Source organism: Asanoa ishikariensis (assembly GCF_900107455.1).
GTDB classification, from domain to species: domain Bacteria; phylum Actinomycetota; class Actinomycetes; order Mycobacteriales; family Micromonosporaceae; genus Asanoa; species Asanoa ishikariensis.
Window position 1 is genome coordinate 677,434 of the sequence record NZ_FNQB01000004.1, and the last position, 13,371, is coordinate 690,804.

Here is a 13,371-nt window from a genome sequence, read left to right on the forward strand (position 1 = left end):
CGGAGGCTGACGATGCACATCCGCTTACCCATCGCGCGGCGCCGCCTGGCGCTGACGCTGGCCGCCCTGCTCGCACTGCCGGCCGTGCAGTTCGTGAGCGTGCCCACCGGAGCCGCGGCCGAGGCCGACTGCGCCCGCGTGCCCTGGATGAACCGGCACAAGTCACCCGAGCAACGCGCCCGCGCCCTGCTGGCGGCGTCGACTCTCGACCAGAAGCTGCGCTGGCTCGACGAGCAGTCGGCCAACAACCCGGCGCAGACCACGTTCACCACCGCCCGACCCCGCGAGGTGCCGGCCGACCAGTTCACCCCGATCACCTTCACCATGCCGGCGCAGGTGGCCTGCACGCCGACGATCCAGTACAGCGACGCACCGTCGGCGATCGCCGGGGCCGGTGCGGGCGTCACGGTGTTCCCGGCCAACGTCTCGCTCTCGGCGTCGTGGGACACCGCGCTGGCCCGCGAGAAGGGCGTCGCGATGGGCCACGAGGCGTGGCGCAAGCAGCGCAACGTGCTGCTCGGGCCGGGCATCGCCAGCGGCCGTGACCCGCGCAGCGGGCGCACCTCCGAGTACCTCGGCGAGGACCCCGTGCTCTCCGGGCTGATGGCGGCCGCGTACAGCCGGGGCGTCGGCGCCAACCCCGCCGAGCCGGTCGAGTCGGTGCTGAAGCACTACGTCGCCAACGAGCAGGAGATCGACCGCAACAACAGCTCGTCCAACGTGGACCCGCGGACCTTGCGGGAGCTCTACACACTGCCGTACGAGATCGCCATCGACCGCGGCGACGTCGGCGGCGTGATGTGCGCGTTCAACCAGGTCAACCACGAGTGGTCGTGCGGCAGCAAGCTCCTGCTCGACCAGATCCTCAAGCGGGAGATCGGTTTCGACGGCTGGACGGTCACCGACTTCGGCGGCCGGCACGGGCTGACCGACAACCCGCCGTCCCTGCGCGCCGGCCTCGACCAGGAGCTCAACGCCTGGCGCTACTGGACCCCGATGGCGATCAAGGACCTGATCTCCGCGGGTACGTTGCGCGTCGCCGACGTCGACGAGGCCGCGTACCGGATCGTCCGCGCGCACATCGCGGCCGGGCTGTTCGACGTGCCGCGGATCGCCGCGCCCGACGCCGACGTCTCGACCCCGGGCAGCGTCGCCCTGGCGCGGACCTTGGCCGAACGTGGCTCGGTGCTGCTCAAGAACGCCGGCGACGTGCTGCCCCTGACCTCGGGCGCTGAGCGGATCGCGGTGATCGGACCGACCGCCGTCAACACGGCCGCGACCGGCGACATCGACGCGTCCAGCGTCTGCCTGCACACCGCGCCGAACATCCCGTGCAGCGCGGCGGCGCCGCTCGACGCGATCACCGCCCGTGCCCCCGGCACCGTCACGTACGCGTCCGGCAGCGACCTGACCGTCGCGGCGCAGACGGCCGCCGCGGCCGACGTCGCGGTCGTGTTCGGCTACTACCAGGAGGGCGAGTTCGCGGACCGGCCGAACATCGCGCTCGACGGCAACGGCGACGCCCTCATCGCGGCGGTGGCGGCGGCCAACCCGAACACGGTCGTCGTGCTCCAGACCGGCGGACCCGTGCTGATGCCGTGGCTCGACGACGTCAAGGGCGTGCTGGAGGTCTGGTACGCCGGCGAGCAGGTCGGCCCCGCGACCGCCGCGTTGCTGTTCGGCGACGCCGCGCCGAGCGGGAAGCTGACCCACTCGTTCCCACGCGCCGAGGCCGACCTGCCCACCGCCGGACACCCGGACCGCTATCCCGGCGTGTTCGCCGACGGCTCCGTGGTGCGCCCGCCGGGCAACACGGACCCGCGACAGGTGAACTACGGCGAGGGCCTCCAGGTCGGGTACCGCTGGTACGCGGCGCAGGACGTGGAGCCGCTGTTCCCATTCGGGCACGGGCTCTCGTACACCTCGTTCGCGTACCGCGACCTGCGGGTCGAGCGCGGGAAGGACGGTCTTCGGGTCCGCTTCAAGCTGACGAACACCGGTCAGCGGACCGGCACCGAGACCGCGCAGGCCTATGTGGAGTTGCCGGCGTCGGCGGGCGAGCCCGCCAAGCGGCTGCTCGGCTGGCAACGGGTCACCCTGGCACCGGGCCGCTCCACCACCGTCGAGCTCAGGCTGAGCGCGGCCGACCTGGCCGACCTGCACCTGCTCCAGCACTGGGACGGCCGGTGGACCACGTCGAAGGGCCGGTACACCGTTACCGTCGGCGGATCGTTCGACACCGCTCTCACCGACCGCTTCGTCCTACGCTGACGGTCATGGACTATCGATCCCTGGCCGAGTCGCTCGACCTCGCGGACAAGGTTCGGCTGCTGACCGGCGCGAGCGTCTTCACGCTCGCGCCGGCTCCGGCGATCGGCCTCGGCGAACTGCGCATGTCCGACGGACCCACCGGTGTACGCGGCCTGAGGTTCTCCGGCGGCCCGGTGGTGACGCTGTTCCCCAACGCCACCCTGCTCGCCTCCGCGTGGAGCTCGGAAGCCATGTACGAGGTCGGTCGGCTGCTGGCCGAGGAGGCGATGGCACAGCGGATCCACGTGGTCCTCGGCCCGACGATCAACCTGCACCGCTCACCACTCGGCGGCCGGCTGTTCGAGGCGTTCTCCGAGGACCCGCTGCTGACCGGCAAGCTTGCGGCGGCGTACGTCCGCGGCATGCAGGACAGCGGGGTCGGCGCCTGCCTCAAGCACCTGGTCGCCAACGAGTCCGAGACCGACCGCACCACCGTCGACAGCGTGGTCGACGAGGCGACGCTGCGCGAGCTCTACCTGCTGCCGTTCGAGATCGCCGTGGCGGAGGCGGACGCCTGGTCCGTGATGGCCGCCTACAACGACGTCAACGGCGTGCCGGCGACCGAGCACGACCACGTGATCAACGAGATCCTCAAGGGTGAGTGGGCGTACACCGGGCTCGTGGTCTCGGACTGGTTCGCCACCAAGAGCGCCGCACCCGCCGCCAACGGCGGTCTCGACCTGGTGATGCCCGGTCCCTCCGGGCCTTGGGGGGACGCACTCGTGGCGGCCGTCGCCGCCGGCGAGGTGCCCGAGGCGGTCGTCGACGAGCACGTCGCGCGGTTGCTGCTGTTGGCCGACCGGGTCGGTGCGCTGGGCACGCCGCGCACCTGGCCGGCCGCGCTGCCCGCGCCGGACAGCCCGGCCCGGCGTGCGCAGTTGATCCGGCTCGCGGCGGCCGGGATGACCGTGCTGACCAACCGCGACGACGCGCTGCCGTTGGCCCGCGGCGGCAGCATCGCCCTGGTGGGCCGGCACGCCGTCGAGACGATCTGCATGGGCGGAGGCTCGGCCCAGGTCAACCCGCCCTATCAGGTCAGCATCGCCGAGGGGCTGACCGCTGCGCTCGGCGAAACGGCGACCTTGACCGTGGCCGACGGAGTGGAGGTCAGGTCGCGCGCGGTGCCCGCCCGGCCCGGGTTCCTGACCGACGTGCGGTGGACGCTGTTCGCCGCCGACGGGACGGTGCTCGACACCCGCCTGTCCGCGACGTCGACGGTGGTCGGCTTCGACGACGGGCTGGCTGGGCAGGTCGCCACGGTGTCCTTCACCGGCCGGTTCGTGGCCGGCGGCCCCGTCGAGGTGGGCGCGATCGGTGCGGGCTCGTGGCAGTTGCGGGTCGGTGACCAGAGCCTGGCGTACGAGCTCACGGTGCCGCCCGGCGGCATCGGCGCGGAGATCCTGGCGCCACCGTCGGCGACCGGCGTGCTCACCGCCGCGCCCGGTGACCTGCTGACCGGCTCGCTCACGCTGCGCGCCGGCGACGGACCCATGGGTGGAGTCGGCCGCTACGGCGTCGTTGCCCGGCCGGCGCCGGCCGACCCCGACGAGGTAATCGCCACCGCGGTCGCCGCGGCGGCAGCGGCCGACGTCGCGGTGGTGGTCGTCGGCCTCACCGAGGAGGAGGAGACGGAGGCGGTCGACAAGCACACGTTGCGGCTGCCGGGGCGGCAGGACGACCTGGTCTTCGCCGTCGCGCGGGCGGCCCGGCGGACCGTGGTGGTGGTCAACGCCGCGACACCGGTGCTGATGCCGTGGCTGGACGAGGTCGCCGCGGTCCTCTGGATCGGGCTGCCCGGGCAGGAGGGCGGTCACGCGGTCGCGGCCACGTTGCTCGGCGACATCGAGCCGACCGGGAGGCTGGTCACCACCTTCCCGGCGGCGGACGAGGCGAGCCCGGCCTGGTCGGTGACGCCGGTCGCCGGGAAGCTGCCGTACACGGAGGGCACGTTCGTCGGCTATCGGGGCCATCACGCCGGCCGGGCGCCGTCGCCCGCGTTCTGGATGGGGCACGGCCTGGGCTACAGCCGCTGGGCGTACGCCGACGCGTCCTGGTCGGGGACGACCGTCCACGTCACCGTGACGAACACCGGTTCGCGGGCGAGCCGCGAAGTGGTCCAGGTGTACTTCGCACCGTCCGAAGAGGACCAGCCGGTACGGCTCGTGGGTTGGTGGGCGGTGCAGGCGGAGCCGGGCGCGTCGGTGCCGGTCACGGTGCCGTGCGACAGCCGGCTCTGGCGGCGCTGGGACACCGCGACCGGCGGATGGACCATGTTGGCCGGTGGGCGGCTCCTCGTCACGCGGGGCCTCGGCGACGTCCGCGCCACCCTCGACATCTAGGCCCGCGCGATCAGGATGCCGCCCGGCGGTGGGTCGTCGGGTTCGAGCAGCATTTCGGCCTCGACCGTGAAGCCCGCGTCACGCAGCCAGCCGCTGACGCGGGCCAGGGGGCGGCGGTACACGTACACGTTCATGGGGTGTCCGCCGTAGCCCTCGGTCTTGTGCTTCGCGCGGTCACCGACGTGGAAGCCGAGGAGCACCGGGCCGCCGGGGCGCACCACCCGGTGGAACTCGCGCAGGATCGCGGGCACCTCGGGCTCCGGCACGTGCACCAGCGACCAGAAGGCGAGCAGCCCGGCCAGGTCGGCGTCGGGGAGGTCGAGGGCGGTCATCGTGCCCACCTCGAACCGCAGGCCCGGATGGTCCCGCCGGGCCACCTCGACCATCGCCGGCGACAGGTCGATGCCGAACGCGTCGACGCCCAGGCCGGCCAGGTGCGCGGTGACGTGGCCGGGTCCGCAGCCCACGTCCGCGACGGGTCCGCCGCCGGCCCGGTCCACCAGGTCGGCGAAGAGCGCGAGGGCCGCCCGTAGGTACGGGGCGCCGTCGAGAGAGCCGATCATGTGCTCGGCGTAACTCACGGCGACCGTGTCGTACGAGGTTCGGGTGTCCGCCAGCCAGGTGTCCGTCACCCGGACAGGGTAATGGTGGGTAGGTTCAGGGAAGGTCACAGCGGGAGGGCGCATGGCGGTGCGAACGGTCGACGCGGTGGTGATCGGTGCGGGGCACAACGGCCTGGTGGCTGCCAACCTGCTGGCGGACGCCGGGTGGGAGGTGCTGGTTCTGGAGGCCACCGACACGGCCGGGGGAGCCGTGCGGACCGCCGAGCTGACCGTGCCCGGCTTCCACCACGACGTCTACAGCGCGTTCTATCCGCTGGGTGCCGCGTCGCCGGTGTTGCGCGAGCTCGACCTGGAGTCACACGGGCTGGCCTGGCATCACGCGCCGGCCGTGCTCGCGCACGTGCTGCCCGACGACCGGTGCGCGGTGCTGTCCCGCGACGTGGACTCGACCGCGGCCTCGTTGGCGGCGTTCGACGAGCGCGACGCGGAGGCGTGGACCGCCGAGGTGCGGCGCTGGGAGCGTGTTGGCTCCCCGTTCCTGGAGGCGATTCTGCGACCGTTCCCGCCGGTACGCGCGGGCGCGCGCCTGGCGGCCCGGCTCGGCCCGGCCGGTGCGCTGGACTTCGCCCGGTTCTCCGTGTTGCCGGTCCGCGAGTTCGGCCGGGAGAGGTTCCACGGCGAGGGCGCCCGGCTGTTGTTCGCGGGCGGCGCGTTGCACACCGACCTGGGTCCGGAGCAGGCGGGCAGCGCTCTCTACGGGTGGCTGTTGGCCATGCTCGGCCAATCCATCGGATTCCCGGTGCCGGTCGGTGGCGCGGGACAACTGGTCTCGGCGCTGCTGCGCCGGTTGTCGGCCCGTGGGGGCACCGTCGAGTACGGCCGGCCGGTCGCTCGCGTCTTGCATGCCCGCGGGACCGCGGTCGGTGTCGAGGACGTGCACGGCGAACACGTGCGGGCGCGACGGGCGGTGCTGGCCGACGTGCCGGCGCCCTTCCTCTACTCGGAGCTGGTCGGGCTGGACGCGCTGCCGGCCGGATTCACCCGGCACCTGCGGGGGTTCCAGTGGGACAACAGCACGATCAAGGTGGACTGGGCGCTGTCGGCGCCGGTGCCCTGGACGGCTGCTGGCGCGCGCGGAGCCGGGACGGTTCACCTGGGCTCCCTGGCCGGGTTGACGGCGTACGGCGCCGCGTTGGCGCGGGGTGAGGTGCCCTCCGAGCCGTTCGTCCTGATCGGACAGATGACGACGTCCGACCCCAGCCGGTCGCCGGCGGGCACGGAGTCGCTGTGGGCGTACACCCACGTGCCGCAACAGGCGGCCGGCGATGTCGACCGTCTCCAGGCGCAGGCGGAGCTCATGGAGGACCTGATCGAACGCCACGCGCCCGGGTTCCGCTCGTCGATCCTCGGGCGGCACGTGCAGCTACCGGGCGATCTGGAGCACGGCAACCCGAGCCTGTTCGGCGGTGCCATCAACGGGGGCACCTCTGCGTTGCACCAGCAGCTTTTCTTCCGGCCGGTGCCGGGGCTGGGCCGCGCTGACACGCCGATCGACCGGCTCTACCTGGCCGGCTCGTCGGCGCATCCGGGCGGGGGAGTGCACGGCGGCCCCGGCTCCAACGCGGCCCACGCGGCGCTGGCCCGCAACGGTGCCGCGGGTCCGGCGTACGCGGCGGTCGTCGGCGCACTCCACCGCCGCCTCTACCGCTGAGGCGAGTCCGCGGGCGTGAGCTACGGAAGCTGAAAAAGCCGTCAGAAAGCGGCCTCCGACAGGATCAGCTAGTCGAACTCTCAGCCACGTGGACAAGGAGTGCCTGCATGATCCGTCGAATCCTAGGAACGTTACTGGCCGCCACCTTGGTAGCCGCCGGCTTGACGGCTTTCGCCGCCACCCCCGCGGCCGCGGCCGCGGTGTGCAACGACAACGACCCGCTGCGCGGTCCCTACTGGTGGGCCGGCGTCGACGCTGTCGCCGACAGCGGGACCCGGAAGGTCCTCGCGGTCAGCGATCCGTGGGCGCAAAACTCCACCACGTACATCTGGGACTACAACAACGACAACCGGCAGAAGTGGTACATGGACTGCACGAGCGACGGCGTCTACTTCATGCGTCTCGCGTCGAACACGGCGCTCTGCCTGACCGACCGGGGCGCCGGGTTCGCGGCGGTGATCTGGCCGTGCGGGTGGTCAGATCCGGGAATGTACTGGGAACAGCACGGCGCGGGACAGGCATACACGGTCTACGACGGCTTCGCGTCGAGCTACCGGTTCGTCAGCTTCCACTCACGACGCTGCCTCGACGTCTTCAACGGCGACTCCGGCAACGGCACGATGGTGACCACCTGGAACTGCAACGGTCTCAACAACCAGCGCTGGTACTGACGGCGACGCACCTGACCGACCGACCTCCGGACATCAGGGGGCCGGTGCGGTCGGGCGCGCCGAGCGGGACCTTGCCTGCGTCGATCCTCAGCTGCGATTCCGAGAATGCCGGACATGGGAACGCGATCGCGATACAGTGAATGATTGCTCCGGTTCGGCGGCCCGCCGCCCGTCCGATGTGGACCATGCGGCTGGCGTTCCATGCTGTGAGGATTCGACATGACGACAATCGCGATGATCGGTGCGGGACAGATCGGCAGTCAGCTCGCCCGCGAGGCGGTGCGGCACGGGTATGACGTCGTGATCAGCAACTCGCGTGGTCCCGAGACGCTCGCCGGGCTGGTACGGGAGCTCGGCCCGTCCGCTCGGGCCGCGTCCGCACGCGAAGCGGCCGCGGCCGGGGACTTCGCCGTGGTCGCCGTGCCGCTCAAGAACTATTCGCAGGTGCCCGTCGATCAGCTCGCCGGCAAGATCGTGATTGATACCAACAACTACGACGCCGACCGCGACGGCCCCATCGAGGCGATCGACGACGGCACGGCGACCGTCTCCGGCCTGCTGCAGGAGCACCTGCCCGCCAGCAAGGTCGTCAAGGGGTTCAACCTCATCCTGGCGCCGGACATCACCACCGATGGCAGGCCCAAGGGCGCGTCCGACCGCCGTGCGCTCGCGACGGCGAGCGACTACCCGGAAGCGGTCGCGTTCATCACCGCGTTCTACGACGAGCTCGGGTACGACACCGTGAGCTCAGGAGACCTCGACACAAGCTGGCGCTTCGACCGCGACGACGATCCCGCCTACACGGTGGCTCCGCAAACCGTCGAGGAGCTCACGGCCAACCTCGCGCGCGCCGAACGCGCCTGACCTCGACGCAGCCGCGGGTGAGGTGCCCGCCGAGCCGCGGGCCGACCTCGGCGTACGCGGCGTCGAGGTCGCGGATCAGTCCGTCGCGGTAGAGGGGGGCTAGCGGTGGCGCAGCACGGTGTCGCGGTCATCGGTGCCCCCACCGGCGGCTCTATCGCTGAGCGGGAGTCCAGTCGTCGTACTCCCAGCTGAACTTCCGTGCCCGGTTCGCCGGGACCCAGTGGACGCCGACCGCCTCGGCGAAACGCGCATCCGCCGCACGCGTCTGGGCGCGCGCGGTCAACAGCTCGCCCGAGCCGCGGACCGCTACGGCCCACATCAGCTCCCGCGCGTTCGGCTCGCCTCCGTGCCTCTCGGCGTCGTCGACGCGTTTCGCCGCTGCCCGCAACGCCTGCCGACCTGCCAGGGTCGGCCATGGGGCCTTCAACAGCAGCCAGCCGACGACCGCGCAGGTACCGACCACCACCAGGATGCCGGCGGTGGCGCCGCGGGCCGCCTCGGCGCGGTTGCCGACCAGCGAGAGCAGCCGGAGGACGCCGAACGCCGCGGCCAACCAGAGCGGGACGGTGGTCACCTGGAACCAGCGCCGCCGCTCGGGTGAGGAGAGCAGCCCGCGCCGGGCGAGCTTGAGGTGCAGGGCGGCGGCCGCGGCCCGTACGTCCCGGTCGGCCAGTGCCCGTGGCCAGCTCGACGGTTCCCGCAGCCGAGCATGGATGGCGACCATCAGCGGCGGCGCGCCTGTGGGGAGTGGACCCGTCACGTCGAGGACTGACGCGGGTCCGAGGTTGATGGCGCCCTTGCGGTGCAGGCCGACCGCGCAGGTGAGCGTCGCGAGGTGGAACCCGCCGTTCAGATAGGCGAGGTCGACGGCGCCGGGTGTTCGGCGGCCCGGGTCGCCGCCGGGCCAGAGCCACACCACCGCCCGGGCCGCCAGCGCGACCACGAGGGCAGCGCCGGCCAGGGCGACGTAGAGGGAAAGGAAGTAGGCGCCGCCGGAGTTCCACAAAGACACGACCGTCATTGTGCGGTGCCGGCGCACGCCGCCGCTTCAGCCGTTGTGAGCGATGTTCACAACAAGGGCGGCCACCACGGTAATGAAGAAGACGCCCCACCCGACGAGGTTGCGGGACCCGACGCGCAGGTGGGCGACGAGCGCGCCGACGAAGTACAGGACGAGGCCGATCGAGGCGAGGATCCCCAGCAGCGGCACCGCGAACCCGGCCAGCAGCCCGACGGAACCCGCCGCGAGGAACGCGCCCAGCATCGGCATCCAGCTGTGTGGCAGGCGCTTCATGTCGAGCTGCGCCTTGGGATAGTCGTGGCCGGCGAAGTAGGTGACGGCGGCGATCGCGGTGAAGACCGAGGCGAGAATGGTGACGGTGACGTAGGCGCCGAACATGGGTTCTCCTCCGGGTGTGGTCCCACAGAGGACGGCACAGCCCCGACGGATGTGCCGCGTCGTGACCCGAGTCACAACAAGCATGGAACCACCCAACGATGGCCGGTCCTCTTATCCGGTGAGGGGGTCACCATGGCTGCACGGTCGGACCGGGAACGGGAGTTCGCCGAGTTCGTCGCGCTGCGCTATGCCGACCTGGTCCGCACGGCGGTGCTGCTCACCGGCGACCGCGGGCACGCGGAGGATCTCGTGCAACGGGCCCTGCTGGCGGTGTTCCGGTCCTGGGACCGGCTCGATCGCGTCGCCAACGCGGAGGCCTACACCCGCACGACCATGGTGCGCCTGGCATCGCGGTGGTGGCGGCGCCGGTGGCGGGCGGAGGTACCGACGCAATGGCTGCCGGACCGGCCGATCGGCGACCACGCGCCGGATGTGGACACGGCCGAGGTCGTACGCCAGGCATTGGCGTCACTGCCGTGGGCGCAACGGGCCGTGCTGGTGATGCGCTATTTCGAGGAACGGTCCGAGGCGGAGATCGCCGAAGTGCTCGGCTGCTCGCCGGGCACGGTGAAGAGCCGGGCCAGCCGCGGCCTGGCGGCATTGCGCGCGGTCGTCCACATCGAGGGGGTGTCGGGTCGTGAACGAGGCTGAGTCGGTACGCGCTCTGCTGGTCACGGTGGCCGAGCGCGGGGCAGGGGAGCAGATCGTCCCACCGGTCGCTGACCTGATCGGGCGGGCGCGCCGATCTCGCCGGCGGCGTCAAACGGTCGCCTGCGCGGTCGTCCTAGCGGTGGCGGCCGCCGTCGCGGTGCCGCAGGCGGTCCTGGACCGGGGGCCGGCGGAGCGATCGGTTGCCCCTTCCTGGCAGGGATATCCGGCGACCGGTCCGGGCACGGCGATCGCGCTGGCAGCCGGGCGTTGGAGCAGGTTGCCGTCAGCGCCGATCCCCGGGCGGTCGGACGCGGCGACGGCCTGGACCGGCACCGAGATGCTTGTCTGGGGCGGCCGAGTGGCGGACTCGGCGCGCGCCGACGGGGCCGCCTACCGGCCTTCGGATCAGCGGTGGACGGTCCTCCCGCCGGCGCCGCTGACGGCCCGCTTCGGCATGGCGTACACGTGGACCGGCGCCGTGTTGTTCGTCTGGGGTGGGGGCGACACCACTGCGGACGGCGCTGTCTACGACCCGGCGGCGCGGATCTGGCGGCTCCTGCCGACGTCGCCGCTGTCCCCGCGCACAGATGCGACAGCGCTCTGGACCGGACGCGAGGTGCTGGTCCTCGGCGGACGGTCCGAGGACGGACGCGCCCTGGTCGACGCGGCCGCCTACGACCCCGCTACCTCGCGGTGGCGGTCGCTGCCCGCGTTGCCGGCGCCGCCCGACCACCCCGTGGACTATCTCGTGCCGGTGGTCACGGGCGACCAGGTCTACGTGTGGGCGCCGTGGGCGCACCGGGTGCACACGTCCCCGAACACCATCCACACGAACTACGCCGTTGATCTGTTCCGCTTCGACACCCGGACCGATACGTGGTCCACGCCCGAGCTGACCGGCGATGCTCCGGCTGGTGCGCGCCAGCCCCTCTGGACGGGGCGGGAGATCATCGTCCCGGCCGCTTTCCCGTACCGGCCAGGCTCTGGCCCCATCGTCGTCAACCTCCGCGGCAGCCGCCTCGACCCGGCCGACGGGCGATGGCGAACCATGACCCACGGCCCGATCGACGACCGGAACGGCCAATACGTCTGGACCGGCGCGGCTGTCATCTCTTTCGACAACGCGGGTGCGGGAGCCGTCTGGGATCCCGGCGCGGACCGCTGGACCACAATCCCGGACGCGCCGCGGGCACCCGCCGAGAGCGCTTCGATGGTCTGGACCGGAACGCACCTGTTGATCTGGGGAGAGCTCGGCCCGCCCGAGAGCGCCGGCCTCAGCTACGGAAGCTGAACCCCGCGCAGAAACGTCGTTGACAGCCCATTGATCATTTTCGGTACGATCGCCGCAAGGTAGGGCCTGTAGCGCAGGGGTGGTCGCGCCGCATTCCACTAGGCGGAGGATGCCGGTTCGAGTCCGGTCGGGCCTTACCCCTCGCGTGGTGGCCGGTAGCGCAGTGGTTGACGCGCCGCACTCCAAATGCGGAGGACGCCGGTTCGAGTCCGGCCCGGCCACCCCCAGGCGCAGAGGTGAACAAGGCGATGAACGGTGACGAGCTCGAGGCCCTGCTGCGGGCGCTCGGTGAGGTTCGCGAGCTGCCCGTCGACGATCCTGCCCGGCTGCGCGTCCAGCGTGCGGTCGACGGCCTGGTCAAGGATGCCCAGCGGCAGCGGCGAGCCAACCGCCGGCGACAGACCTCGGCCGCCGACCGGGCGGTAGTTGCCACGGCGGCCACTGGTGCGGCGGACCGGGCCGACGGCGAACCGGTCCCCGCCGCCGAGCCGGTCGATCGCGGCCGGACGCGCCGGGAGCGGCGTTGCTATGCCTGCTTCGGCCGATTCCGCGACGTCGACGCGTTCTACCACGCGCTTTGCCCGAGCTGTGCTGACCTTCACCGCCAGCACCGCGATGCCAGAGCCGATCTGCGTGGCCGGCGTGCGGTGGTGACCGGTGGTCGGGTCAAGATCGGTTATCAGGTGGCCCTGAAGTTGCTGCGTGACGGCGCGGCGGTCACGGTGGTGACGCGCTTCCCGGCGGACGCCGCGCGCCGGTACGCGCAGGAGCGGGATGCCGCGACCTGGCTGCCGGCACTGCGAATCATCGGTGCCGACCTGCGTGACCCGCGCCAGGTGCTGGACCTTGCCGAGCGGTTGGCCGAGGGCGGCCTGGACATTTTGATCAACAACGCGGCCCAGACGGTACGGCGGCCGCTCTGGGCGTTCCAGCCGCTCGTGGCGACGGAGCTCCTGGCGGTCGGCGCGGTCGAGACCGTGACCGGCTACCGACCCGGTGCGGCTCCACCCGAATGGCAGGCGGCGCTTGAAACGGCGGGTTCGGCGCTGGCGGGCGACACCGACGCCACCGGCGCGTTGGTGGTCCGCGGCTCCGCGAACTCCTGGACGGCCCGGATCGGCGAGATCGACCCGGTGGAACTGCTGGAAGTACAGCTCGTCAACGTCGTGGCCCCGTTCCTGCTGGTCGACCGGCTCCGCGGGGCACTGAGCAAAGCCGGCCCGAGCTACGTGGTGAACGTGAACGGCCGCGAGGGCTGGTTCGGCGAGAACGGCCCCGGCCCCGAGCGCCACCCGCACACCTCCGTCAGCAAGGCGGCGCTCAACATGCTGACCCGGGTCGGCGCGGCCGACCTGGCGCGACACCGGGTGTACATGTGCGGTGTCGACACAGGATGGGTCACCGACGAGAACCCGGCCGACATCAAGGCGCGTCGCGCCTCCTCCGGCTGGCGACCGCCACTGGACGTGGTGGACGCGGCAGCGCGGATCTACCACCCGATCATCAGCGGTGAGTCCGGAGCACCCTTGCACGGCGTGCTGCTGAAGAACTACGCCGTCGTGCCGTGGTAGG

Annotated in this window: 11 protein-coding genes and 2 tRNA genes; 10 read left to right on the plus strand and 3 right to left on the minus strand. The window is 72.0% G+C overall.

Annotated elements, in window-relative coordinates; all coding sequences use genetic code 11:
• The first annotated feature begins 12 nt into the window (after positions 1–12).
• Together BLV39_RS35775 and BLV39_RS35780 are read left to right on the plus strand one after the other, a co-directional pair.
• Positions 13–2,271, plus strand: coding sequence for a beta-glucosidase (locus tag BLV39_RS35775; protein WP_090802189.1), 2,259 nt, complete (start codon positions 13–15; stop codon positions 2,269–2,271).
• A 5-nt stretch (positions 2,272–2,276) separates the two neighbouring features.
• Positions 2,277–4,649 carry a glycoside hydrolase family 3 protein gene (locus BLV39_RS35780; protein WP_090802192.1) on the plus strand — a complete coding sequence of 791 codons (2,373 nt, stop codon included), beginning with the start codon at positions 2,277–2,279 and terminating at the stop codon, positions 4,647–4,649.
• Here the strand turns inward: BLV39_RS35780 and BLV39_RS35785 are convergent.
• A complete protein-coding gene (locus tag BLV39_RS35785; protein WP_090802195.1) occupies positions 4,646–5,335 on the minus strand; it encodes a class I SAM-dependent methyltransferase in 690 nt (229 codons plus the stop codon). The two genes, BLV39_RS35780 and BLV39_RS35785, sit on opposite strands and share 4 nt — an antisense overlap.
• Positions 5,336–5,339: 4 nt before the next feature.
• On the opposite strand from BLV39_RS35785, the gene BLV39_RS35790 reads away from it, so the two are divergent.
• The 3 genes from BLV39_RS35790 (at position 5,340) to BLV39_RS35800 (ending at position 8,458) form a co-directional block, all read left to right on the plus strand.
• Positions 5,340–6,923 carry a phytoene desaturase family protein gene (locus BLV39_RS35790; protein ID WP_204082714.1) on the plus strand — a complete coding sequence of 528 codons (1,584 nt, stop codon included), beginning with the start codon at positions 5,340–5,342 and terminating at the stop codon, positions 6,921–6,923.
• A gap of 107 nt (positions 6,924–7,030) precedes the next feature.
• A complete protein-coding gene (locus BLV39_RS35795) occupies positions 7,031–7,594 on the plus strand; it encodes an RICIN domain-containing protein (RefSeq protein ID WP_090802201.1) in 564 nt (187 codons plus the stop codon).
• Between the two features lie 219 nt (positions 7,595–7,813).
• A complete protein-coding gene (locus BLV39_RS35800; protein WP_090802204.1) occupies positions 7,814–8,458 on the plus strand; it encodes an NADPH-dependent F420 reductase in 645 nt (214 codons plus the stop codon).
• 151 nt (positions 8,459–8,609) lie between these two features.
• On the opposite strand, the gene BLV39_RS35805 is transcribed toward BLV39_RS35800, so the two are convergent.
• Together BLV39_RS35805 and BLV39_RS35810 are read right to left on the minus strand one after the other, a co-directional pair.
• Positions 8,610–9,470 carry a TIGR04222 domain-containing membrane protein gene (locus tag BLV39_RS35805; RefSeq protein WP_176985244.1) on the minus strand — a complete coding sequence of 287 codons (861 nt, stop codon included), beginning with the start codon at positions 9,468–9,470 and terminating at the stop codon, positions 8,610–8,612.
• Positions 9,471–9,506: 36 nt separating this feature from the next.
• Positions 9,507–9,857, minus strand: a complete 351-nt coding sequence (locus tag BLV39_RS35810) for a DoxX family protein (protein ID WP_090802210.1) — start codon at positions 9,855–9,857, stop codon at positions 9,507–9,509.
• 132 nt (positions 9,858–9,989) lie between these two features.
• On the opposite strand from BLV39_RS35810, the gene BLV39_RS35815 reads away from it, so the two are divergent.
• From BLV39_RS35815 to BLV39_RS35835, 5 genes are all read left to right on the plus strand, one after another.
• Positions 9,990–10,508 (plus strand): SigE family RNA polymerase sigma factor, encoded by a 519-nt coding sequence (locus BLV39_RS35815; protein WP_090802213.1) that lies wholly within the window; start codon positions 9,990–9,992, stop codon positions 10,506–10,508.
• Positions 10,495–11,799 carry a Kelch repeat-containing protein gene (locus BLV39_RS35820; protein WP_090802215.1) on the plus strand — a complete coding sequence of 435 codons (1,305 nt, stop codon included), beginning with the start codon at positions 10,495–10,497 and terminating at the stop codon, positions 11,797–11,799. The genes BLV39_RS35815 and BLV39_RS35820 overlap by 14 nt, the downstream gene beginning before the upstream one ends.
• Positions 11,800–11,861: 62 nt before the next feature.
• Positions 11,862–11,935 (plus strand) — tRNA-OTHER (locus tag BLV39_RS35825).
• Positions 11,936–11,948: 13 nt separating this feature from the next.
• A tRNA-Trp gene (locus BLV39_RS35830) sits at positions 11,949–12,021 on the plus strand.
• A 26-nt stretch (positions 12,022–12,047) separates the two neighbouring features.
• Positions 12,048–13,370 (plus strand): SDR family NAD(P)-dependent oxidoreductase, encoded by a 1,323-nt coding sequence (locus BLV39_RS35835; RefSeq protein ID WP_090802879.1) that lies wholly within the window; start codon positions 12,048–12,050, stop codon positions 13,368–13,370.
• The last annotated feature ends 1 nt before the right edge of the window (position 13,371 follow it).

Bases quoted from the DNA above. Each gene is read 5' to 3' on its own strand.
- BLV39_RS35795 (WP_090802201.1), top strand. From the start codon at position 7,031: ATGATCCGTCGAATCCTAGGAACGTTACTGGCCGCCACCTTGGTAGCC.
- BLV39_RS35815 (WP_090802213.1), top strand. From the start codon at position 9,990: ATGGCTGCACGGTCGGACCGGGAACGGGAGTTCGCCGAGTTCGTCGCG.
- BLV39_RS35785 (WP_090802195.1), bottom strand. From the start codon at position 5,335: ATGCGCCCTCCCGCTGTGACCTTCCCTGAACCTACCCACCATTACCCT.
- BLV39_RS35800 (WP_090802204.1), top strand. From the start codon at position 7,814: ATGACGACAATCGCGATGATCGGTGCGGGACAGATCGGCAGTCAGCTC.
- BLV39_RS35780 (WP_090802192.1), top strand. From the start codon at position 2,277: ATGGACTATCGATCCCTGGCCGAGTCGCTCGACCTCGCGGACAAGGTT.
- BLV39_RS35775 (WP_090802189.1), top strand. From the start codon at position 13: ATGCACATCCGCTTACCCATCGCGCGGCGCCGCCTGGCGCTGACGCTG.
- BLV39_RS35835 (WP_090802879.1), top strand. From the start codon at position 12,048: ATGAACGGTGACGAGCTCGAGGCCCTGCTGCGGGCGCTCGGTGAGGTT.
- BLV39_RS35810 (WP_090802210.1), bottom strand. From the start codon at position 9,857: ATGTTCGGCGCCTACGTCACCGTCACCATTCTCGCCTCGGTCTTCACC.